Below are 23,443 nucleotides of genomic sequence, written 5' to 3'. Positions count from 1 at the left end.
TTTTAATAGCCTCCTTCTTTAAAAGCTTTATTCAATAAATACCTCATAATTTGAATAAAGCTTTTCTAATTTCTGTTGATATGATTGAACTTTTTTTCGATCTTTTTTATAAATTCCTGCAATGACTAAATCTAATAGACTAATGACTGATGCAATCGAATTTGTTCCACTCTCAACGTTTTCTTCAGTAGTTAAGACAATATCAGCAATTCGTCCGATAGGAGACAATAATCGATCAGTCACCGAAATTAGTTGAATATCATGCTCTTTTGTACATTCGCATATCGTGAGGGTGTCTTTTGCATAACGCGGAAAAGAAAATGCAACAACAACTGATTGCTTCGTTAAATTACTAAATTTTTCATAAAAATCTCCTGCCGGCGTACATAAATAAACATTTTCCCTTAAAGAGCTTAACGTGCTAGAAAACCAATATGCAGCAACATGTGAAATTCGATGACCAACAATTAAAATTTGATCAGCATTCATTAATGCATCAACAGCTTTCCAAACTTCTTGGACATTTGAAGGTTCCAATAAATTTCTTAAAATATTTACTTCATTTTCAATTACTTTTGAAAATGTATCTTCGTTATTTTGTTCCTCTTTCTTCATTTCCCCATTTGTGATATCTGATTTATTCATTTGAAGAAATTGTTTTTGAATATTGATTTGCATATCACTAAACCCTTCAAACGATAGCGCATATGAAAGCCTTATGACAGTTGTTTCACTAACATCTGCCTCTTTACCAATTTGATAAGCAGTTTTAAAAGCACTTTCTTCCAAATGCTCAATCATATAATTAGCCACTTTCTTTTGTCCGGGTGAAAGCTGAGAAAATTTTTCTTTTACTAACAATTTAAATGATATTTGTTCCATGATTATAATCCTTCCACCTCTGAAGTTTTAACTTCATTCTTTAATAATTTTGCAGTTAATCCTTCATTTATTATTTATACAATATCATAATTCATACATAAAACAAATACATTTTTAATTTTCAGATTATTAATCAACCTATTCATTAACCCCCTTCTTATTTTTTAAAGATAGAAACATAGTACATTCGTTGATTAAATTTCTTTTTTTTAGTCACATGCCCTTACAAATTAATAAAAATTGAATTAAATAAATTAGGACTTCTATACAATTTAATAGCCAACCGTGGGTAGTGAATTGCTCAACCACAAATGGTTAACAAAATGATAGTTTGAAAACATTCTGGAAACTTAAATCGAATACTGGTACTGTTCAGTTATAGATCATATGAAACCAGTTAAATGAGGAGGGAAAAATTTGAAAGTCCTTGTAATCTGGCGCCTTTTAACAGTTGGAGGAGTAAATGCTGGTTGGAGGAACCGGGCAATTTATTTTAAAAAATATGGAATTGAAACCGAATTCCTTTACACAACAGACCACGGTGGACTTCACATTATGGAAGATGTTGCTACTGTTTATTTAACGAAAGATGAAAATAAAATTATTGATATCATAAAAAACAATGCCTATGATGCAATCATTGTAGTAGATACGGGGGCCGCTTATAAATGGATTCGAAAAGCAAATTATAAAGGTCCTGTTATTGTTGAAGCTCGGACACCAGAATTAATTAAACTGCAGCCACATTTAAAAAAGTTTAGAACAATTGAGCCTGTTTCCATTATTGTTCCTTCTAATTATCAAAAAAGATTAGTTTCTATCTTAACTGATAACATCCCGATCAATGTCATCTACAATGGCGTCGACACGTCTTTTTTTCGTCCATTAGCAGAAAATGAAATAGATTTTGAAAACGAACCGCTTCTACCTAAAGATAAGAAAGTGGTTTGTTGGATTGGGAGAGTTGATAAGCGCAAAAATTGGCCAATGCTCGTAGAAATAGCGAAAACAATTAATAGTGAACGGAAAGATATTGAAATATGGTTGATAGGTGGCGCACAAAGTGTACAAAGAGAGGAATTTGCCATGACATGGAAGGAAGAGAATCTGACTGATATCATTAAATGGTTTCCAGTCATTCCCTATCAACAAATGCCTCATGTTTATGCAAAGGTGCTTCAATCTGGAGGATGTTCTTTAGCTACAACTAAATCTGAATCATTTGGAAATACATTTATAGAATCCATGGCATGTGGTGTTCCAGTTGTTGCTTCAAACATTATGCCAATATCGGAACTTGTTATGAACGGAAAAACTGGAAAATTGTATCGTGGCCATGATGTGCAAGACGCTGTTAAGAAAATTTATTCTGTTTTAGATAATCCAGTTCATCACGAAAAAATGTCCAAAGCAGCAACAAGGCACGTAGATCGACATTTTGCAATCGAAAAAGTTGCCGATATTTATCTTCAAATACTTTTACAAATTGGGCAAAAAGAGGATGGGGTGAAGTACGATGATTGAGCCAGTCTCCTTTGTCAAAAAACTTGAGGGTAAATCGAATTCGTATTTAATTACTTTTAGTGATGGCAGAGATTATGTTGTTAAGTACTTTCACACTGGCTTCGAAAAAGCATTACCCAATGAATGGATTGCATATTGCATAGCTAGATATTTAGATTTGCCTATTCCATTCGCTCAAATTGTCCAAATTCCAGTTGAATTTTCATCCGAAATTCCTGATTTAACGGAAGAAGTAATCAATAATTCTCAGTATCAATTTGCTTCGTTATATGTACCGAACTGCAAGGACGGCCATCAAGTTTCAACAATTCAACATATCGTAAATGCTAGAAGTCTTGCAGGAATCATATTATTTGATTACTGGCTTTATAATGAAGACCGAACACGAAAAAATATTCTATTGCATGAGGAAGACTCGAATAACTATCATTTATGGATTATTGATCATGCAGAGGTTTTTGGTTCTTACAGTTGGTTAATTCCGGAAATAGAAAATTTGCCTCAGAAAATTATGAAGAGTGCTACACACCAATTAATGGTGGGCTTTATTGAAGATGAGAAAGAGTTTAAAAAACATTTAAATATTATTCAAACTGTTCCAGTCCTTTTATTAGAAGAAATTGTTGAATGTATTCCTGAAGATTGGATGGTTTCAAAAGAAGAAAAAAAAGCAATTGTTGGTAGACTCGTCAACCGTCGAAAAAAAATTCTTCCACTACTTTTGAAAAAGTTTTTAAAAAATGTTTATCGTCCCATTAAAAACACACCATAAAAAATATTGAAAATAAAAACGACTCCTATCTATTAGAAGTCGTTTTTGCTTTAAACAAAGTACAAAAAACAAGAGATTCAGACTGATTGAGTATGATGAATTTACATTATGTTTATCAAAATCGATGGTTTTCCAATAGGATAGTATTCTACTGTTTTACAGTCTCTTAACTTAGATTCTAGAATACAATTTCTACCATCAAAAATAATTGGATTTTTCATGCTCTGTGTTAAACTTTTTATATCTAATTCTTTAAATTCATTCCATTCGGTAACAATGAACACTGCATCTGCGTTATTCACTGCTTCCTTAACAGATGATGCATATTCTATCGTTTCACCTAATATATGTTTTGCATTTTCAATTGCAACTGGATCATAAGCGCTGACTTTTGCACCTAATGTCAGTAAAGCATGAGATATTTTAATAGAAGGAGCCTCTCTCATATCATCCGTTTCTGGTTTAAACGATAAACCTAATAATGCGATTTTCTTCCCGGCTAATGATCCAAAACGTTTTGAGGCTTTCTCAACGAGCAACTCATGTTGATGATCATTTATTGCAATAACCTCATTTAAAAATCCAAAGTTTACACCATTTAACTTGGCTGTATAAAGTAATGCTTTTACATCTTTTGGAAAACACGATCCACCATACCCAATACCTGCATGTAAAAATGCTTCACCAATTCGAAAATCTTTCCCCATTCCTTTTGCAACATCTTCAACATTTGCTCCAACTGCTTCACATAAGTTAGAAATTTCATTAATATAGCTGATTTTACTTGCTAAGAAGGCATTAGAAGCATATTTAATCATTTCTGCACTTCGTATATTGGTCATGATAAACGGCACATTTAACGGTTTGTACATCTCTTTTATCTTCTCTCTAGCTTGCTCGTTTTCACTTCCTATTACGATGCGATCGGCTTTCATTGTGTCTTTAATAGCAGAACCTTGTCTTAAAAATTCAGGATTAGAAACAATTTCAAACGATATCTCTTTTGGACAGTTTTTTTGAATTAAATCTTTAATAAATTCATTCGTCCCAACTGGAACTGTACTTTTAATAACAACAACTGTATTTGCTTGAATATGTGTTGCAATATGAGCGGCCGCATCTTCTAGATATGATAGATCTGCAGCACCATCATTTCTTTGTGGTGTTCCAACAGCAATAATGATGATCTCTGCTGACTCCAAACCTTCGCTAAATGACGTTGTAAAAAATAATCTTTCTTCTAAAGTATTTTTAACAAGTAGTTCGTCTAGTCCTGGTTCGTAAATCGGTGAGATTCCAACTTGAAGATTCTTTATTTTTTGCTCGTTTATATCAATACATGTAACGTAATGGCCAATTTCAGACAAACAAATACCAGTCGTCAAACCTACATAGCCCGTACCTAAAATAGCAATTTTCATTTTATTCATTCCCCCTATTTAGGGAGTATTCTTTTTCAATTATGTCTTTTAAGAATGCAATGACTTCCTCTTTTATTTCATCTCTATGAATTGCAAAATCAATCGTTGCCATAATAAATCCTATTTTACTACCAATATCATAGCGTCTTCCCTCAAAGTTATATGCCAAGACCTTTTGTTCTTTATTCAATTCATTGATGGCATCCGTTAGCTGCAATTCACATCCTTGTCCAACAGGAAGTCTCGATAATATTTCAAAAATTTCCGGAGTTAGAATATATCGACCCATAATAGCATAATTTGATGGCGCAATCTCTTTTTTCGGTTTTTCAACTAAATATTCAATTTGAAATAAATCATCATCATTTTCTATATTTTTTGGTTTAATAATGCCATACTTACTAACATCTTCATCAGCTACATCTTGAACAGCAATTACTGAGCTATTATGTTTTTCAAATACATTTATTATTTGTTTTAGACACGGGGTTGAAGACAACACAATGTCATCACCTAACAATACAGCAAATGGTTCATCACCTATGAAGCTTCTTGCACATAATATTGCATCACCTAAACCTTTTGGCTCCTTTTGACGGACATAAAAGATTTTGACTATGCTTGATATTTTCTGAATTTCCTTTAATTCTTCTAATTGGTTTTTGCGTAGTAGCGCTTCTTCAAGCTCGTAAGACTTATCAAAATGATCCTCAATGGATCTTTTTCCCCTACCACTAATTATGATGATTTCTTCAATACCTGATGCGACTGCTTCTTCAACAATATATTGAATAGTTGGTTTATCAACTATTGGTAGCATCTCCTTCGGCTGTGCCTTCGTTGCCGGCAAAAAACGAGTCCCGAGACCGGCGGCGGGAATAATAGCCTTTCGGATTTTCATCTATGGTTGCCTCCAAATCTTTGTTCAATAATACTGTATATGTAAATTTGGAATTTTGGACACCATATAAGCCTATTAATATTGAAAGTTCAATGTATACCTAGTAGACGTTTCTCATATATGGACAAATAATTTACTATTGCAATTACCTACTATGTAATAAATTTAGTAGGTTATTTGCAATATACTTGTTAATTGTCCATCTTAAAATGAGTTGAATTGAATAATTATGTAAAAAAATTTGCATACTAAAGGTAATGAGGTGATATTTATGCTCAAAAAAAGCTGGCCAATGGCCGTAATAGTCATTCTACTATTTATTTACTATATGTACATTCTTCCTATTATCATAAAATGGCATGATCGACCATAATTAAAATAGAAAGTTAACTGTTTAAAACATACTAAAAAGAGCATGTAAGAATACAAGCTCTTTATATTTTCTAAGAAATAAACTTCTTATTATACTGTTCCGTAACACTCGAAATTTTTCTTAGTCCTTTTTGATGATTAATTTGTGTATTTAGTTCATTTTTTGTTTCTTTCATTGTATTAACATCTTTCACTTCGACAACCGCGTTCGTATTTGCAGTCACCCGATCTGTTATGCTTCTAATTTTTCTTAGTGTTCTTGGGTTAACATTCGTTACTTCTCGGATATGAACAGTCTGCTTCCCTTGTACCTTATTGCTTCGAATAGATTGCTTTACTAATGCTTCTAAGATTTTTTCCTCGAATGATTGCACCATTGCAACTTTTTCTAATACACTTTCTTGGATAGGCTGTTTACCCACTGTTTCTATGACTCTTTCCTGGATAGGCTGTTTACCCACTGTTTCTATGACTCTTTCCTGGATAGGCTGTTTACCCACTGTTTCTAGTTCTTTTTCAATCTTGATTTCTTTAATTTCGTTATTCTCGTTAACTTGGTTTTCCTCAGATACTGTAGGAATGTTTTTGTTTGTTTGTACAGGAGCTGCTGTTTTAAAGACCAATTTAGATTCATATTGTTCTAATTGCTCCGAATTAATAGCAGAAACAAACTCTGATCTATTCCATACGTCTAAAATCTCATTTCCTACTCGACTCCAGGTATATTTAGAAACTGCTAGTTCTCTACCTCTGTTACTCATACTTCTCATTAATGATTTATTTGATAAAATCTCTGTAATTTTTGTTGCAAATTCACTAGGGTCTTCTGGATTTTCAACAATTAATCCATTTTCACCAGGTATAATAACTTCTGGGTTACCACCTCTTGCTGTTGTTACAATAGGAAGTCCTGCTGCCATTGCTTCATAATGAACTCTCGCAAGTGGTTCTTGCCATAGAGAAGTACAAACAAATATATCAGCAACAGCAAACCAGTTTTGCATTTCAAATGGTGAAACGAATCCTGTAGTTACGACTGGAACTTCCTGTTTTTTTGAGATTGCTCTAATATATGCTACATAATCTGTTACATTATTTTGGCTAAACCAATTACTCCCTACTATGACCAATGCTAAATCTTTAAATGTTTTCGATAGCTGTGGTAGAGCTCTAATTAAACGGTCTACTCCTTTATTTTCAGAAAGTCTACCCGCAAATAAAATGACTGTTTTATTCTCTAAACCATATTCTCTTCTAAGCGTATCTCTAATTCCACTCATTTTCGAATTATTTCCAGGTAAAAATCTATCAGAATCTACTCCTGAATAAATTGTTTTAATCTTATTAGAAGCCTCAGGATAGAGTTCGCGAATTACATTCCCTACATAGTCACTGACAGTTACAATATTGGAAACTTCTTCAATTACTAACTTAGCTTCTTCTGGATCGATTTTACCAAGATTAAACATATCGTTATGCATACTCAAAGTTATTTTTGCATTAGGAGCAACTTTTCGAATTGGCAAAACCAATCGAGGTCGGTTAAAAATGTGAATTAAATCAAATTGATTTGATTTTATATATTCAACGACACCTTCACGATACAATTCAAGTACTTTTCCAGGAACACGAATGTATTTCACTCCATCAATTATTTCCTCATCTGGTAGTGTTGGGTCATTTATTCCCATAATTGTTATATCATGACTTTTACTTAAATAAGGTAAACTTCCTGAAATATAGGTTTGAATCGCTCCACCTAAAACTGGAGGTACCGGAAGATTCTCTGTACAAACCATTAATATCTTCATGATTTATCACTCCAGTCATTTCTTATTTCATTTAAAGTAGCCCATTTTGACTGCTCCAGATCAACAATTGATTGAATTAATTGAATTGTCGTTTCAGTTAAGAATAGTTCTGGTTCATATAGAACTTCTTTAATATTTTTATAAAATTCATTTGGTAATGAGAAATCAATCATTAATACCTCATATAACTCTGGAGAAATAGGATTCGCTTCATGATAGGACTGAATCATTTCTCTAACCCAATTAACATCCCATCCAAATAAATCTGACATTGTTCCAGATATTAACTTTCTTAAATCACGAATAGGTAAGTCATATGCTACTCCATCAAGGTCGATGATCCACATGCCATTTGGTCCCATTTGACCATTTGACCAACCATAATCCTGATGAACTAATCCCCAGTTTGCATTTCCTTCATTTACCATTTCAAAATATTGAGATTGATTTAGATCTTCAATACTTTTTGCTGCTTGTTCCTGAAACATATCAACTACATTTAATAACGCCTGACTTGCTGGCATTTCTTCATAAGCTAATGCTACAGTTCGGAACCAATTCATTTTTGAATATATTTTTTCATAACTTTTTGGCCATTTGTGTAATCTTGACGCTACTTCAGCTTGACTAGGTGGAACATAGCCTTTGCTTAAACGATGGAATTCCCCTAATGCGTAGCATAGCTGTTTTGCCCCAACTAAATCTTTTGACACTGGAGCTAACGTTTCAATCCACTCTGCCACAAACCATAATTTCCCACCTGCTTCTACATATTCCTCACCATTTTTTGTTCTAATGATAGCTGGAACTCGAGCCTCTTGTACTTCAACCAAATACTTTTGAGCACCCAAACTAAACATACTTCTAGTTGGTCTTCTGTGTAAAAGCTTAAAACTTTTTGGGCCAGCATTTGTCTCTATCTTCCAAATTGCTCCACCTTTATCTGGTTTTGTAGTAACAACTTGCATACTGTTAACTTGAAGATCATATTCCTTTAACACTTCAATGCCAATCGCTTCTATATACTCAGGTACGTAAAACTCATGAGTTAGTTCGTCGACATCCCATGGTTCAATTATTAAATTTTCCAAATTCTCCCTCCTACTTATTTAAAGCCCATTAAAAAATGAACATTTCAAAAGTGAAATGTTTTTATTTTACTCATCTCTTTGAGCTCTAAGCCAGTATAGACCTAATGTAATAATATGAATTAGTACAAGTGTTGTGAGGGCTAAATCATTTTAATCAAAAAATTTCACTGCCTAAAATGTGGTTTCATAGTTATTTGCATATTTTTCCAAGCGGTAGAACCTCGTCCTTTAAACTACATATGATATGTTATCGGTTATTAGGTAAGGAGGTAATTCAAATCATACAGAATACTAATAGACTCATTTTTATTACTGGTTGTGCAGGTTTCATTGGATTTCATCTATCTCGTCGCTTATTAGAGGAAGGTTGCCAAGTAATAGGTATCGATAATATAAATGATTATTACGATGTAACATTAAAATATGATAGATTAAATATGCTAAAGAAATACCAAAAGTTCCACTTTGTGAAAGGTTCAATAGACAATAAAGAATTGGTAGAAAGTCTATTTGAACAATATCAATTTGAGATTGTTATCAATTTAGCAGCACAAGCAGGTATTCGATATAGCATCGAAAATCCCGAGTCTTATATTCAATCGAATCTCGTTGGGTTTGCAAATATTCTAGAATGCTGTAAACACCATAAAATCAGTCACCTGATCTATGCATCATCTAGTTCAGTTTATGGAAATAATAAACACATTCCCTCATCAATTTATGACCGAGTAGACCATCCAATTAGTTTATATGCTGCTACAAAAAAAGCGAATGAGTTAATGGCATATACTTACAGTCATACTTTTAAACTTCCTACTACTGGACTACGTTTCTTTACAGTATATGGACCTTGGGGTAGACCCGATATGGCACTGTTTAAATTCTCTAATGCCATCATCAATCAACAGCCGATCGAAGTGTATAATTATGGGAATATGAAAAGAGATTTTACGTATATTGATGATGTTGTAGAATCAGTCATGCGGATTATAAATAATGGTCCACCTAAGGAGTCTGATTCGTTTTATAAAATTTATAATATCGGTAATCATAAACCTGTAAAATTAGACTACTTTATTCAGTTAATAGAAGAACAATTAGGCAAAAAAGCAATTTTAAAGTTATTACCAATGAATCCCGGAGAAGTTCTTGAAACATATGCTGATATTGAACAATTAGTTAATGACATAAAATATCGACCTCAAACTTCTATCGAGGACGGATTAATTAAATTCACAGACTGGTTTAAAGACTATAAAAATATTAAAACTTAACTTGGATTAGATGAAAATTCAACTTACTGCAATTAGTAAAAAAATTATATAACTATATAATTAACATTTAAAATAGGGGCTGTCTCATAAGACTATTTGTCTAAGAGACGCCCCTTCTACTTTACATTAACGAAAAAAGAAAATGCGAAATGCGTTGATTTCCACTCCAGGATGCTCGCTTTCCATGGGGCGGGCGCTGAGCCTCCTCGGCGCATTCGCACCTGCGGGGTCTCAGCTGTCCCACATCTCCCATAGGAGTCGAGCACCTTCCGTTCCAATCAAAGTGTGTTTTTATGAGGACTCTTTGAAAACCTTTTAAAAATCTTGAACTTCTAAAAAGTTATACTCTTAAATAGCGAAAATCTACTACTTTTTGATGACCCCTATATACTTTCTCCAAAACAATTAGTAAATCTAAGTCTTTAAACGGCGATACCATTATTCACTCTTTTCTATTATCCTTTTTTAAGCAATAAAAAACTGGCCATATCCTAAGCGATTTGATCTTCTAATTTTTTTTCTAATTACATTAACGTAAATTGACGGGATCAATTAATTTTCTATTATTTGCTCTTTACATCAATATCTTTATTTTTTAACAATTAGGAAATGGGTTTATATCTTGAACCATTTGAAATGGATAATGTTTCATTGCAAATTGTGTCTTGTATAAGTATTCCATTACATAGATTTCTCCGCCGTATGCATTACATAATATACCAGATATCCCTTGACCATTCATTAATGATACGCCTACTGGTCTTCCAATTAAATATTGTAGATTTTGTTGCCAAGCCATCCTTTTACCCCCTCAGTCGATTTCTATACGTTATGAAAAATTATTCTACAATTGACTGACTCTCCACCGTGACTAATATCATTCAAAATAGTGAAATTCTCATAATCAGAAATGAAAAACATTTTAAGTAATGAACGATAACTAAAATGGTTATTTTACCAACTTTAGGAAATAATACCCTTATATTTTATTACTCATTTTGGGGGAACAAATAATGCTTAAAAAATTGCTTTCTTTCATTCCTGATTACATGATTTTTATCCAAGCTTTTATCACTTTTATCGTTCCTTTTTCATTATGGAAATTTTTTAAATGGGTTCATTTAATGGAGAAAGAGTGATAAAAAATGAAACGGTGGAGATCCAAATTTAATCAAGAGCATGAACAAAATACACCAAATAATCATACATCGGCAGATAAAAGTTTAACGGGTAATCTTACGTACGATTTAGAAGTTATAAAAAAAGAAATCGGCCATAATTCTGATGTGAAATTTCGTGAATTTCAATTAGGTGATACAACTGTTCAAGTTGCGGTTGTTTTCATCGATGGTCTTTGTGATATTGAATTAATTCAAACTCATATCATGGGTGGATTGATGTTAGGATTAACATCTTTAGCCACTGAGCAGCAATTAGAAGATGACATCGAACAGCAAAGTGAGCGTTTAAGTAAGTATATTAAGAATCAATCTTTGACTGTGTGTACTTTGAAGGAAGTGCACACAATTGATGATGTAAAATCGGGTGTCTTATTCGGCGCTATTTGTTTATTAGTAGATGGTTTACCCGAATGCTTTTTATTAGGTGAAGCATCAACTAAATCAAGAGCTATTGATGAACCAGACTCGGAAGCTCTAGTTCGTGGACCCCGAGTGGGGTTTGTTGAGCACTTATGTGATAATACTGCCCTACTGCGACGTAGCGGAAGAAATCAAAATTTATCAATTCTAGGGTTTGAAGTCGGCGAGGTTTCAAAAAAAGAGCTCGTTATTGTGTATATTGAAGGCATTGCTGAACCTCAATTAATTGAAGAAGTAAAGAAAAGAATAAAAAGAATTAAAATTGATGCTGTCCCAGATTCCGGATATATTGAACAACTCATCGAGGATAACTATTTAAGTCCGTTCCCACAAGTGCAAAGCACTGAGAGACCGGACCGAGTGATGAGTGCATTAATGGAAGGAAGAGTAGCGCTTATTTTAGATGGTTCACCTTTTGCTTTAATTGTTCCAGTCACATTTCAGATGTTATTACAATCGCCTGAAGATTATTATGAAAGATGGATTGCAGCGACGTTAATTAGAATTCTACGATTTGTCGCTTCATTTATTTCTTTATTTGCCCCATCATTATACATTGCATTTATATCGTTTCATCAAGGATTAATTCCTACTAAGCTTGTTTTTCACATCGCTGTAACTAGAGGTGGCGTACCATTTCCTCCTTTAATTGAAGCTTTAATCATGGAAGTTTCAATTGAGGTTCTAAGAGAAGCTGGATTACGATTACCAAAACCAATCGGTCAATCACTTGGTATTGTTGGAGGATTAATCATTGGCGAAGCAGCTGTAGAAGCTGGGATTGTTAGTTCTATTATGGTAATCGTTGTAGCTGTTACAGCGATATCATCATTTACTTTGCCACAATATAATGTTGGCATCGCACTTCGAATGCTCCGCTTCATTTCTATGTTATTCGCTAGTGTATTCGGATTGTATGGGGTCGTCCTATTTTCACTTTTACTTTGTAGCCATGTAGTCAAACTAAAAAGCTTTGGCGTTCCATATTTAAGTCCTTCTGCTCCATTTCGCTTTTCAGATTGGAAAGATTTCATTATAAGAGGCCCATTATTCTTGATGAAACGTCGGCCAAAAAATATACAATCAAAAAATTCGATTAGAGAGAAGTAATCAATAGAACGGGGGTTAACCTTTTATGAACTCAAATCCTGTAGATCGAATATCTACCTATCAAGTAGTAATGTTTCTAGCCAATTTCATACTAGGAGCCGGTATTTTAACATTACCTAGAACATTAACCGAAAAAGTAGGTACTCCTGATGCATGGATTGGCATTATTTTGAGTGGATTGTTCATTATTTTGATTGCATTATTGATTGTCAGACTTTGCAAAAAATTTCCAAACGAAACATTATATCAATTTAGTCAAAAACTTGTTGGAAAATGGTTTGGCATCATTATCAGTATGATTATCATCATCTATTATATGTGTCTTTCGGCTTTTGAAGTACGCTCGATGGCTGAAACTACAATGTTATATTTACTTCAAGGGACTCCAACGTGGGCAGTTATGATGCCATTTTTATGGATTGGTCTATATTTAGTGCTCGGTGGAGTCAATTCAATCGCTCGAATGTTAGAGATTATCTTTCCAATCACAGTTTTATGTTTTTTACTCGTTATTTTTTTAGGAATTGGGATTTTTGAGATTGATAATCTACGCCCTGTATTAGGAATGGGTATTAAACCTGTATTAAAGGGATTAACGACAACTTCTCTTTCATTTGCAGGATTTGAAATCTTGCTAGTGATATTTATGTTTATGAAGGAGAAAAAAAACGCTTCGAAAGCAGCAATTTTTGGTATTGGGATTCCTTTAATATTCTATACGATTACTGTTGTATCAGTAGTAGGATCGTTTTCGGTAGCTGGTGTCGTATCTCAAACATGGCCAGTACTTACATTTGTCCGAAGCTATGAAATAACTGGCTTATTTTTTGAAAGATTCGATTCAATTTTACTTGTTATATGGATTATGCAAATCTTCACCACATTTATCGTATCATTTTTTGCTGCAGCAATTGGTATGGCCCAAATATTTAATAAAAAAAGTTTCCATCCTTTTTTATTCGTTATCATACCTTTTATATACTTAATTGCTATGATTCCAGAGGATATAAACGGTGTCTTTAAAATGGGTGATCTGTTAGGTAATTTTTCATTTTATACATTTGGTGCCCTAACTATATTTTTATTATTTGTTTCATTTGTGAAGGAAAAAGTAAATGGGAAAATTTAATCAAACACTACTATTGTCTTTTATGTTACTATCAATTTTAGTTTTATTAACTGGTTGTTGGAGCAATAAGCCAATTGAGGAACTTAACATTATAGTTGGTTCATCTATTGATAAAGATAAAGATCAACAAATAAAATCTACTCTTCAGTATGTTGTACCAGAAGCAATGGCTAAAAAAGCAGGTGGTCCAACCTCACAGCAAAAGCCTTATATTAATGTGTCTGCAGTCGCAAATTCGCTAGAACCTGCCGGATGGAAAACAACATTAAAAAGAGAAGGTATCATTTTTGGACCGCATCAAAAAACAGTTATCATTAGTGAAGAAATTGCTCGTGAAACCCCATTAAGACAAATAACAGATTTATATTATAGAGATATAGATATTCGAGGAAGTACACACGTATTTATTGCAAAAGGCCGAGCAGATCAAACGCTCGAAACAAAAGAACAAAATGTGATTCCAGCACTACGAATAGCAGAAATTGCAACACAATCATTTACGACAGAAGTTTTATCGGATACCACATTAATGAAAATATGGGGTAATATGAATTCAGGTTCTAGCTTTCTTTTACAAATGTTAGATTCTACTACTGGTGAAGTGTCGTTTAATGGGGCGGCTGTAATTGGAAACACTTCTAAAATGATTGGTTTTTTAAATATAGAAGAGGTACAAGGTATTAATTGGTTAACTGGAGAAGGTAAAGGTGGTTATGTGAAAGCCTATCTGAAAGAAAAAGATAAGCCAACATATTATCAGATAGAATCAATGAAAAGTAAAATTAAGCCACATGTTAAAGGCAAGGATATTACATTCGATGTAACAATCGAATCTGAAGGCAGAATTGCAGAATATTGGAATCCACATCTAAAAGATGCATTCAATAATAAAAATGTTAAACATATAGAAAAAGCAGCTGAAATAGAAGTTCAAAGAATTGTTGAAAATGTAATGAAAAAAACTCAGAAGGAATTAAAGGTAGATGTTGCTGGATTCGGAAATCAGTTAAGAATTAAAGAACCGAGGCTTTGGAATAAAATAAAAAATCATTGGGATGAAGATTTCAGTAAAGCAAACATTCATTATAAAGTTGATTTAACAATAAAAGATTACGGAATGCTGGGATCTAAAAATAATAAATAAAAATCTAAAATAAAAAAGCTCAAACTCTAATGGTTAGATGTTTGAGCTTTAAATCATTCCAAAGATATCGAAATTTAATTCTATCCAATTCAATTGAATGATTATTTTTTTTCTTAATCAATATTTTTTATACTAAAAGTTTTATTGAGTTTTTACGACATCGAAAAAAACTGTTTCCTAGACTCCTGCTTCTTTATCATGATTAATCGCAGCAATATACAAATTTTCTAAACGCTTAGATACATGCGAAAATTCAAAGTTGGATTCCACGAAAGCTCGTCCTTCTTTTGCCAAACTAATTTTTGCCTCCTGATTTGAAAATAAGAACAAAATGGCTTCAACAAAAGCATCCGGGTTTGTGTAATCATCTATTACATAGCCATTTTTCATATGCTCGATAATTTCTGCATTTCCACCTCTGTTTGTAGTAATGATTGGTAAGCCTGTCCCCATCGCTTCATAATGAACCCTTGCTAAAGGTTCTTGCCATTGTGAGCTGCATACAAAAACATCTCCAATTAAAAAATGTGATGGAATATCATTTGGCGGAACAAATCCAGTAAAAATCACTTGATCCTTACCTAATGATTCAGCTTGTTCTCTAATTTTTAAGCCATATTCATCAATTCGATCTTCGCTAAACCATTTACTCCCAACTATGACTAGTACAGAATCACTATATTTATTCATTACTTTTTTCATTGCTTCAATTAAAACATCTGGGCCTTTTACTGCACTTAATCGTCCAACGAATAAAACAACCTTTTTATCTTCTACCCCAAATTTTTGTCTTAACTCTTTTCTTTTCTCCTGTACTTCTTTATCCCAATAAGGTTTATACCTTTTCAAATCGATGCCAGAATAAACAGCTTTGATTTTATTTTTAGCGTGTGGAAAGCGTTCAATGACTGTTTGTCTTATATATTCACTTATTGTCATAATTCGATCTACTGCTTGAATCACTAAATTTCCCATCTCAAAAGAAATTTTACCTTCTTTAAACATTTCATTATGGAGACTTAAAACGAAGCGACTTTCTGGCATCGAATTCTTATAAACTAGTAAATCACGAGGCCTGTTAAAAACGTGAACTAAATCGTACACTTCATGTTTCGCTCTCTTTTTAGAAAGTTCAATTCCTATATTAAATACATAATTCTGTTTTGGTACACGGATATATTCAACCCCATTCACGACTCCCCGTTCTGGTAGATCGGGATGTATAATTCCGAAAATAGTCAATTCATGGTGGGCATTTAAGTGAGGTGTAACACCATCAATTAGTACTTGTATTGCCCCTCCACCAACAGGAGGTACAGGAAACATTTCTGTACAAATTAATGCAATTTTAATTGTAGACCACTCCCTTCATTCAGAAGAAACAAAATAAAAACGAACAAGCATCTATCTTCTCTTTGTAATCTATGATGTTAAAAATGATTGGAAACGGCGAATCTACTATTAGTGGACTTAATCATTTAATAAAATAACATTTTAATATATTCTACTAAAATGGCTCTAACCCTTATTTTCAAAGTTTAAGATTTTATAGTTAACTTCTATTAAATACCGTCCAAACAAAAAGCGATTACTAGTTGTGATTGTAATTAAAAGCATGCTAAAACTTCACTTACCCATTTGCAAAAATTGTTGATTTTACACATTTCAAATACTGAAACTGTCTAAATATCATATCTTCAATTTATATCAGCTATATTTAATTGGTAAATTATTACCATTTTTAAGCGTAACACTATTACACTCACTGATATATCACTTGTGTATTCCCCCCACTTAAAACAGAACTAATAGCTCTTGCATTCCAAATTAACCTTTTTGACTTCGTGACTATTTATGGAATGAAACAATTTTCACACGTAAAATGTATCTGTTTTACGACATACTTTTACAATATTCATAATATTAAAAATTGTTTGAACAATGTAAATTATGATGTTACGATGGTGTCCTGAGTCAAAAATGTTAACCATAGGAGGAATTTTAGTGAACAAAAAAACATTGGCAATTGGATTATCTTTTGGATTAGCGGTTAGTTCAATATCAGTTTCATCTGCATTTGCAGCACCAAAAAATGTCTTATCAGATTATAAGTACAATGAGAAAGTTGGATCTCCTGAATTCGTATCAGGTAATTTAACAAAGCCATCTTCAAAAAGTGCTGAGTCGATTGTTTATGACTATTTAAACGCCAACAAAGACAAATTTAAATTAGGCTCTAAAAGTTCTGCTGAATCATTCACTGTGAAATCAAAAGCAAAAGACAATCTTGGTTATACTTCAATTAAGTTGCAACAAGTGTATAATGGTGTACCAGTATGGGGTTCAACTCAAGCAGCAGTTGTTAACGAAGATGGTGTCTTAACTACATTTTCTGGAACGGTTTTACCTGATCTTGACTCAAAAAAGGGACTGAAATCAGAAAAGAAAGTAAACGAGAATAAGTCAATCTCAATTGCAGAAGAAGATCTTGGTTTTATTCCTGAATATGAAAAATTACCGACAGCTGATTTAGTTGTATACTCTAATGGGGATGAAGCTACATACGCTTATCTTGTAAATTTAAATTTCCTATCTCCAAAACCTGGTAATTATAACTATTTTATAGAAGCATCAACAGGTAAAATTTTAAATAAATACAATGATCTTGATGAAGCACATGGTAATCAAGATCAAAAAACGGTTACCGCTGCTGCTAAACCAGGTGATGCGACATTAACTGGAACAAATACAACTGGAACTGGTTATGGCGTACTTGGAGATTCGAAAACGCTAAACATGTTACTTTCTGGATCTTATTATTATTTACAAGATAATACGAGAGGAAATGGCGTTTTCACATACGATGCTGCTAATCGAACTCGTCTGTCTGGTTCTTTATGGTCAAGTGTTGACACACTTTTAAATGCTTCATATGATAGAGCCGCTGTTGACGCTCATTACTATGCGGGTAAAACTTATGATTATTATAAAAATGTTTTCGGACGTAATTCTTATGATGGAAATGGTGGCGCATTAAAATCTAGCGTTCACTATGGTAGCAGATACAATAACGCATTTTGGAATGGTACGCAAATGGTTTACGGTGATGGAGATGGCTCTACATTTATCCCATTATCTGGTTCAGTTGACGTAGTAGCACATGAGTTAACACATGCTGTTACAGATACAAGCTCAGATTTAATTTATCAAAATGAATCTGGCGCATTAAATGAAGCAATTTCAGATATTTTTGGTACATTAGTTGAGTTTTATGCGAACAGCAATCCTGATTATGAAATCGGTGAAGATATCTATACTCCTTCTATTGCAAATGATGCTTTACGTTCTATGAGTGATCCTACAAAATATGGTGACCCTGATCATTACTCTAAACGTTATACTGGAACTAGTGATAATGGAGGCGTTCATACAAACAGCGGAATCATCAATAAACAAGCTTACCTATTAGCAAAAGGTGGCACTCATTACGGTGTAACTGTAGCGGGAATTGGAAATGATAAATTAGCTGCAATTTACTATCGCGCAAATACTGTCTACTTAACTGCATCTTCAACTTTCAGCCAAGCACGTGCAGCAGTAGTTCAAGCAGCATCAGATTTATATGGCGCAACTTCTGCTGAAGTTAGCTCAGTTAAAAATTCATTCAGTGCAGTAGGCATTAATTAATATAATTTAATGTAATTTCCAAAAGACTGCATACTTCCCCTTCTTAATAAATAACTAGAAGCCGATTTCCTTACTGTAAAGGAAATCGGCTTTTTTTTATCCGAACTGTATCTAGGTTCTTAAAAAGACTATCTATTTTAGTATAGATAGTCTAATAAGTTTACTATTTATAAATGAAAGCGATCTAATAAATTCGTTTTCGCAAGATCTATAACATCATCTGCATGACCGTTTAAAACAGCTTTAAGCGTCCATAATGTAAAACCATGTGCCTGCTCTAAGGTTACTTTTGGCGGCATAGCTAATTCTTGACGATTTACAACTACATCTATCAAAAATGGTCCATTATGATCAAAGGCACGTTGTAATGCAGATTGTAATTCAGCCGGATCCTCAACATGAATGCCTTCAATTCCCATTGCCAAAGCAACATTTGCAAAATTAGGATTTGATAGACTAGTTCCAGTCTCTAAATATCCAGCTGCCTTCATTTCGAGTTCTACAAAACTAAGAGCACTGTTATTAAAAACGATTACTTTTACAGGCAAGTTATGCTGATGTAATGTTAATAAATCTCCCATTAGCATGGACAATCCACCATCTCCACATAAAGCAATCACTTGATTTGACGACTTTGCAACTTGAGCACCAATAGCTTGAGGCAGTGCATTTGCCATTGTCCCATGATTAAACGAACCAAGTAATCTTCTTTTACCATTCATACGTAGATATCTTGCAGACCAAAGCGTAGGCGTACCAACATCACATGTAAAGATAGCATCTTCACTTGCTAAGTCGCTAATTACCTTTGTTAAATATTGTGGATGAATCGGCTTACGTCCGGGTTTACCAACTGCAAAACTATCTAAATCTTTTCGAACATTTTCATATGCAGATACATACTTATTTAAATGGTCTGAACCTCGCTCTCCTTTTAATAGAGGTAATAATGATTGTATTGTCTCAGACACATCACCGCATAAACCATAGGTAACCATTGCTCTTCTTCCTAGATGCTCTGCTCTTATATCTACTTGTAAAATGATTGCATCCTTTGGATAAAACTGTCTGTATGGAAAATCTGTTCCAAGCATTAATAATATATCAGCATCCATAATGGCATGATATCCAGAAGAATAACCAATTAGTCCAGTTAACCCGGCATTATATGGATTGTCATATTCAAGATGCTCTTTCCCTCTAAGTGCAATTACCATCGGAGATTTTAACTTTTCACAAAGCTGCATTAATAGTGAATGCGCACCCTCACATCCCGCTCCACAAAGCAGCGTAATTTTTTTATCATCATTTAAATAGTCTGCTAGTCGTTCTAACTCTAGTTTAGATGGCCTAATGACAGGTGTCGTAACATGAATCACTTGTTCTGGGATTGATTCCTTATCTTCTAGTGCTGCAATATCACCTGGCAAAACAAGTACTGACACCCCTTTTCGAGATATGGCATGTTGCATTGCAATCGTAGCCAAGCGAGGCATATGCTCTGGCCTTGTGACTGTCTCACAATAATGACTACATTCTTTAAATAATTGCTCAGGATTTGTTTGTTGAAAATACTCCCCACCAGTTTCTACACTAGGTATATGTGCTGCAATTGCAAGAACTGGTATACGACTTCGATGGCAGTCATACAGTCCATTAATTAAATGAAGATTTCCAGGTCCACTACTTCCTGCACATACAGCAATACTTCCGCTTAATAAAGCATCTGAACCAGCTGCAAAAGCAGCAACTTCCTCATGTCTAACTGAAATCCACTCTATTTTTTTAGATTTTCGAATGGAATCTAAAACTGCATTGAGTGAGTCTCCCACAATACCATAAATTCGTTTAACACCTGCTTGCAGTAAAGAGTCGATTAATAAATCAGCAATTGTCTTCCTCATAAAGTTCTCCTTATCCATTTGAATGTTGACCTATATCTAATAGAAAAGAATCAGGTCAGATGTGAGATGTCATTTTACTAAACTTATGGTTTACGATTGTCTAGAGTGATATACATAAATTTCAATTTATGGTTCAATTTGGAATTTTGTTCAAAGCCAATTTATCATGAATGTTATTTGAAATAAAAAAGAACAACTACATGATTAGTAGTTGTTCTAGATCTTTTTATTGAATACCAAGTGAACTTTTCACAGTTTCTGAAATCAACTGTTAGCTCATATCTATCAGCAGTTAATGGTAAATTAGGAATTTAGGAAACAACTGAAGAATTGTTTTTTCATTTGTAAACTGTCCCATTTGAACTTGTTGCATTTTCGTTAACGCCTAAATCGAATCTGGTTCATTATGATACCTCACTATATTATGTCATGGTTAAATGTTTTTTAAATTAGATAAACATTCCATTAAAACTATCTAAGTCCTCTTAATTAATGAAAAGATAATCTAGATGTATTAGACGGAAATTCCACATAGTTCAATTGTCATTAAAAGATTCAATAAAAAAGCTCAAACCAAAATATGGTTTGAACTTTTTTCCTATTTTCATTAATAAAGTACTGGAATCACAATTCTTTAAATATCTGATTATTGATTAGAAGATAACTCAGATTTAATTTGTTGAACGACTTCTGGTTGTGCAGGTTCTGCTGGTTTATAGTAGCCCTTATTTAGCGCATAATTGTATAAAGTTCTTTGACGTGCTTCATCTTGGTTTCTAAGTTGAATTAAAGTTTGTCTTAATTCTGGATTATTTGATTCGTTTATAAATCCTGCATAACCCGTTAAACTTGCATTAATTCCTGCTAAGTAATCATTGACCATATCTTTATCCTGTAACATTGTCTTTCCTCCTTACCCTAAGAACGATAGTAGTTGTTGACGTGCTTGTCTTGCAGATTGAGCATCTCTTTGTAGCATTGCTTTTAATTCAGGATCAGCACATTGCTCTGCATATGTTTCTAATTTAGTAGCAATTGTACTATGTCCCCCGATAATATGACGGAGGTTTTCAACTTCAAGTTCAGTTAATGATTGATTCATTCTTACATCTCCTTTCAAAGCATAATACTTTATTAATTTTCCTAAATGTGGAAATTCTATTCGTGAAAATGACATTTAGTTCAAACTACACGATTCCTTTGAAGTCTAGCTTTCTAATGAACAAAAAAAGCAAGAGAAATATCCTCTTACTTTTTGAAGTGTTTATATCATTATCTAGTTAGTCTTGCTATATTTACGGAGTTCTCTACGTAGTATTTTACCTGTACTATTTTTAGGCATTTCATTAATAATTTCTATTTCCTTAGGTACTTTATATTTTGCTAATTGTTGATTACAAAATACAATCAAATCATCAGTACTGAGTAGATGATCATTACGAACAACGAAGGCTTTTACTTGTTCTCCAAAAATTGGATCAGGTACCCCAATGACGACCGCTTCTATAATTGCGGGATGTTTATAGAGAACTTCTTCTACTTCACGTGGATAAACATTATATCCACCCACAATAATCATATCTTTCATTCGATCAACTATATAAATATATCCATCCTCATCCATTTTCGCTAAATCTCCAGTATGAAACCAACCATTTTTAATTGAAGCGTATGTCTCGTCTGGCATTCCTAAGTATCCAAGCATAACATTTGGTCCTTTTACAACTAATTCTCCAATTTCTCCTCTTGGTACTTCATTTCCAACTGGATCAACAATCTTATTCATTACGCTTGGAATATCTATTCCTACAGAGCCTACTTTTCTAATCCCATTTAAAGGATTGAATGCTGTAACAGGAGCTGTCTCTGTACAACCAAATCCTTCTAAAATATTGACCTTATACTTTTTTTCAAATCTTTGAAGTACTTGGATCGGTAAAGACGCTCCACCTGATAAACAGATACGCAGTGTTTTAAAATGGTCAGCAGAATAACCCTCTAATTGTAATAAGATGCTATACATAGTCGGTACACCCGCAAATAGAGTTACTTTTTCACGCATAATTGTCTTAATAACATCAATCGGACTAAACTTTTCTGAGATAACAATCGTACCTCCACAAATGATAGGAGCGTTTATGCATACGGACATACAAAAAATATGAAACATAGGCAGAACTGCTAAGATTCGATCATCTGCTGTAAATTCCGTTAATTGAGCAATCGATTCTGCGTTTGAACACAGATTCCTTTGTGAAAGCATTGCACCTTTTGGCCTACCAGTCGTTCCAGAAGTATATAAAATGACTGCAAGATCCTCTTCGGTAATTAACGGAAAATCATATTCACTTTTCTCTACTGCAATCAATTGTTCCCAAGCGAATTCTAAATGATTCGTTTCTACGTAATACACTTTTTCTATCGACTTCATTTCCTTCATTAAAGAAACAATCATTGTTTCTAATAATGAATGTGCGATGACAGCTTTCGTTTTACTATTAGCAAGTATGTATGAAATTTCCTCATGACTATATATTGGATTGATTGGTACAACTACACCACCGGCACGAAGAATTCCATAGTATGTGATGATAAATTCAGGACAGTTCCCCAAAATAAGTGCAACTTTGTCACCTTTTCTAATTCCACTAGATGCTAAATTACATGCTAATCGATCAACATACTCGTTTAATTCTCTATACGTTATTTTTTCATTTTCAAACAATACAGCTGCTTTATTTGGATAGTTTTCTGCACCTCTACTTAATCTCTCATTTAAATTCCAATCCATTAGAATTCTTCCTCCTAGTTATTAGAAAA

The 23,443-nt window shown here is 33.4% G+C and carries 19 protein-coding genes; 8 read left to right on the top strand and 11 right to left on the bottom strand.

The window, feature by feature from the left end; genetic code table 11:
• Nucleotides 1-27: 27 nt before the first annotated feature.
• On the bottom strand, nucleotides 28-882 hold the full coding sequence (locus ABID96_RS05755; protein WP_192601207.1) for a MurR/RpiR family transcriptional regulator: 855 nt from the start codon (nucleotides 880-882) through the stop codon (nucleotides 28-30).
• A 417-nt stretch (nucleotides 883-1,299) separates the two neighbouring features.
• On the opposite strand from ABID96_RS05755, the gene ABID96_RS05750 reads away from it, so the two are divergent.
• Nucleotides 1,300-2,406, top strand: coding sequence for a glycosyltransferase family 4 protein (locus ABID96_RS05750; protein ID WP_192601206.1), 1,107 nt, complete (start codon nucleotides 1,300-1,302; stop codon nucleotides 2,404-2,406).
• Nucleotides 2,399-3,178 carry a HipA family kinase gene (locus tag ABID96_RS05745; RefSeq protein ID WP_192601205.1) on the top strand — a complete coding sequence of 260 codons (780 nt, stop codon included), beginning with the start codon at nucleotides 2,399-2,401 and terminating at the stop codon, nucleotides 3,176-3,178. Before ABID96_RS05750 ends, ABID96_RS05745 begins: the two co-directional genes overlap by 8 nt.
• 101 nt (nucleotides 3,179-3,279) lie before the next feature.
• Here the strand turns inward: ABID96_RS05745 and ABID96_RS05740 are convergent, their stop codons facing one another.
• The 4 genes from ABID96_RS05740 to ABID96_RS05725 form a co-directional block, all read right to left on the bottom strand.
• Entirely contained in the window at nucleotides 3,280-4,599 is a 1,320-nt protein-coding gene (locus ABID96_RS05740) for a UDP-glucose dehydrogenase family protein (protein WP_192601204.1), read from the bottom strand.
• A gap of 1 nt (nucleotide 4,600) precedes the next feature.
• Entirely contained in the window at nucleotides 4,601-5,500 is a 900-nt protein-coding gene (gene galU, locus ABID96_RS05735) for a UTP--glucose-1-phosphate uridylyltransferase GalU (protein ID WP_192601203.1), read from the bottom strand.
• 443 nt (nucleotides 5,501-5,943) lie between these two features.
• Nucleotides 5,944-7,683, bottom strand: a complete 1,740-nt coding sequence (locus tag ABID96_RS05730) for a glycosyltransferase family 4 protein (RefSeq protein ID WP_192601202.1) — start codon at nucleotides 7,681-7,683, stop codon at nucleotides 5,944-5,946.
• Nucleotides 7,680-8,774 (bottom strand): CotS family spore coat protein, encoded by a 1,095-nt coding sequence (locus tag ABID96_RS05725; RefSeq protein ID WP_192601201.1) that lies wholly within the window; start codon nucleotides 8,772-8,774, stop codon nucleotides 7,680-7,682. The genes ABID96_RS05730 and ABID96_RS05725 overlap by 4 nt, the downstream gene beginning before the upstream one ends.
• 239 nt (nucleotides 8,775-9,013) lie before the next feature.
• On the opposite strand from ABID96_RS05725, the gene ABID96_RS05720 reads away from it, so the two are divergent.
• Nucleotides 9,014-10,048: an NAD-dependent epimerase gene (locus ABID96_RS05720; protein WP_192602027.1), complete on the top strand. Its 1,035-nt coding sequence runs from the start codon at nucleotides 9,014-9,016 to the stop codon at nucleotides 10,046-10,048.
• A gap of 595 nt (nucleotides 10,049-10,643) precedes the next feature.
• Here the strand turns inward: ABID96_RS05720 and ABID96_RS05715 are convergent.
• A complete protein-coding gene (locus ABID96_RS05715; RefSeq protein WP_192601200.1) occupies nucleotides 10,644-10,847 on the bottom strand; it encodes a hypothetical protein in 204 nt (67 codons plus the stop codon).
• A 214-nt stretch (nucleotides 10,848-11,061) separates the two neighbouring features.
• Here ABID96_RS05715 and ABID96_RS05710 point away from each other — a divergent pair, with 214 nt between their 5' ends.
• From ABID96_RS05710 to ABID96_RS05695, 4 genes are read left to right on the top strand one after another with little or no spacing between them, the layout of a single operon-like run.
• A complete protein-coding gene (locus ABID96_RS05710) occupies nucleotides 11,062-11,187 on the top strand; it encodes a hypothetical protein (protein ID WP_088000052.1) in 126 nt (41 codons plus the stop codon).
• Nucleotides 11,188-11,193: 6 nt separating this feature from the next.
• Complete coding sequence (locus ABID96_RS05705; RefSeq protein ID WP_192601199.1) at nucleotides 11,194-12,759, top strand: spore germination protein; 1,566 nt, start codon at nucleotides 11,194-11,196, stop codon at nucleotides 12,757-12,759.
• A gap of 25 nt (nucleotides 12,760-12,784) precedes the next feature.
• Entirely contained in the window at nucleotides 12,785-13,888 is a 1,104-nt protein-coding gene (locus ABID96_RS05700; protein WP_192601198.1) for a GerAB/ArcD/ProY family transporter, read from the top strand.
• A complete protein-coding gene (locus ABID96_RS05695; RefSeq protein ID WP_192601197.1) occupies nucleotides 13,875-15,032 on the top strand; it encodes a Ger(x)C family spore germination protein in 1,158 nt (385 codons plus the stop codon). The genes ABID96_RS05700 and ABID96_RS05695 overlap by 14 nt, the downstream gene beginning before the upstream one ends.
• A 177-nt stretch (nucleotides 15,033-15,209) precedes the next feature.
• Here ABID96_RS05695 and ABID96_RS05690 read toward each other — a convergent pair whose 3' ends face one another.
• Nucleotides 15,210-16,358, bottom strand: a complete 1,149-nt coding sequence (locus ABID96_RS05690) for a glycosyltransferase family 4 protein (RefSeq protein WP_377896735.1) — start codon at nucleotides 16,356-16,358, stop codon at nucleotides 15,210-15,212.
• Nucleotides 16,359-17,036: 678 nt separating this feature from the next.
• Here ABID96_RS05690 and ABID96_RS05685 point away from each other — a divergent pair.
• Nucleotides 17,037-18,719, top strand: coding sequence for a M4 family metallopeptidase (locus ABID96_RS05685; protein ID WP_192601196.1), 1,683 nt, complete (start codon nucleotides 17,037-17,039; stop codon nucleotides 18,717-18,719).
• A gap of 167 nt (nucleotides 18,720-18,886) precedes the next feature.
• Here the strand turns inward: ABID96_RS05685 and poxB are convergent, their stop codons facing one another.
• The 4 genes from poxB to ABID96_RS05665 form a co-directional block, all read right to left on the bottom strand.
• The gene (gene poxB, locus ABID96_RS05680) at nucleotides 18,887-20,623 is read right to left on the bottom strand and encodes a ubiquinone-dependent pyruvate dehydrogenase (RefSeq protein WP_192601195.1); all 1,737 of its coding nucleotides are present in this window, start codon (nucleotides 20,621-20,623) and stop codon (nucleotides 18,887-18,889) included.
• Nucleotides 20,624-21,269: 646 nt separating this feature from the next.
• Nucleotides 21,270-21,524 carry a spore coat protein gene (locus tag ABID96_RS05675; RefSeq protein ID WP_088000043.1) on the bottom strand — a complete coding sequence of 85 codons (255 nt, stop codon included), beginning with the start codon at nucleotides 21,522-21,524 and terminating at the stop codon, nucleotides 21,270-21,272.
• Nucleotides 21,525-21,536: 12 nt separating this feature from the next.
• Complete coding sequence (locus tag ABID96_RS05670) at nucleotides 21,537-21,725, bottom strand: hypothetical protein (protein ID WP_088000042.1); 189 nt, start codon at nucleotides 21,723-21,725, stop codon at nucleotides 21,537-21,539.
• Between the two features lie 174 nt (nucleotides 21,726-21,899).
• Nucleotides 21,900-23,414, bottom strand: a complete 1,515-nt coding sequence (locus tag ABID96_RS05665) for a long-chain-fatty-acid--CoA ligase (RefSeq protein ID WP_192601194.1) — start codon at nucleotides 23,412-23,414, stop codon at nucleotides 21,900-21,902.
• Nucleotides 23,415-23,443 lie beyond the last annotated feature (29 nt).

Origin of the sequence: Gottfriedia sp. OAE603 (assembly GCF_040543965.1) — a bacterium.
GTDB lineage: Bacteria > Bacillota > Bacilli > Bacillales > Bacillaceae_G > Gottfriedia > Gottfriedia solisilvae.
The sequence above is the reverse complement of the archived record's forward strand: the minus strand, read 5'-3'. Positions and strand labels throughout refer to the sequence as shown.

Bases quoted from the DNA above. Each gene is read 5' to 3' on its own strand.
- ABID96_RS05755 (WP_192601207.1), bottom strand. From the start codon at position 882: ATGGAACAAATATCATTTAAATTGTTAGTAAAAGAAAAATTTTCTCAG.
- ABID96_RS05745 (WP_192601205.1), top strand. From the start codon at position 2,399: ATGATTGAGCCAGTCTCCTTTGTCAAAAAACTTGAGGGTAAATCGAAT.
- ABID96_RS05740 (WP_192601204.1), bottom strand. From the start codon at position 4,599: ATGAAAATTGCTATTTTAGGTACGGGCTATGTAGGTTTGACGACTGGT.
- galU (WP_192601203.1), bottom strand. From the start codon at position 5,500: ATGAAAATCCGAAAGGCTATTATTCCCGCCGCCGGTCTCGGGACTCGT.
- ABID96_RS05730 (WP_192601202.1), bottom strand. From the start codon at position 7,683: ATGAAGATATTAATGGTTTGTACAGAGAATCTTCCGGTACCTCCAGTT.
- ABID96_RS05720 (WP_192602027.1), top strand. From the start codon at position 9,014: ATGATATGTTATCGGTTATTAGGTAAGGAGGTAATTCAAATCATACAG.
- ABID96_RS05715 (WP_192601200.1), bottom strand. From the start codon at position 10,847: ATGGCTTGGCAACAAAATCTACAATATTTAATTGGAAGACCAGTAGGC.
- ABID96_RS05710 (WP_088000052.1), top strand. From the start codon at position 11,062: ATGCTTAAAAAATTGCTTTCTTTCATTCCTGATTACATGATTTTTATC.
- ABID96_RS05705 (WP_192601199.1), top strand. From the start codon at position 11,194: ATGAAACGGTGGAGATCCAAATTTAATCAAGAGCATGAACAAAATACA.
- ABID96_RS05700 (WP_192601198.1), top strand. From the start codon at position 12,785: ATGAACTCAAATCCTGTAGATCGAATATCTACCTATCAAGTAGTAATG.
- ABID96_RS05695 (WP_192601197.1), top strand. From the start codon at position 13,875: ATGGGAAAATTTAATCAAACACTACTATTGTCTTTTATGTTACTATCA.
- ABID96_RS05690 (WP_377896735.1), bottom strand. From the start codon at position 16,358: ATGTTTCCTGTACCTCCTGTTGGTGGAGGGGCAATACAAGTACTAATT.
- poxB (WP_192601195.1), bottom strand. From the start codon at position 20,623: ATGAGGAAGACAATTGCTGATTTATTAATCGACTCTTTACTGCAAGCA.
- ABID96_RS05675 (WP_088000043.1), bottom strand. From the start codon at position 21,524: ATGTTACAGGATAAAGATATGGTCAATGATTACTTAGCAGGAATTAAT.
- ABID96_RS05670 (WP_088000042.1), bottom strand. From the start codon at position 21,725: ATGAATCAATCATTAACTGAACTTGAAGTTGAAAACCTCCGTCATATT.
- ABID96_RS05665 (WP_192601194.1), bottom strand. From the start codon at position 23,414: ATGGATTGGAATTTAAATGAGAGATTAAGTAGAGGTGCAGAAAACTAT.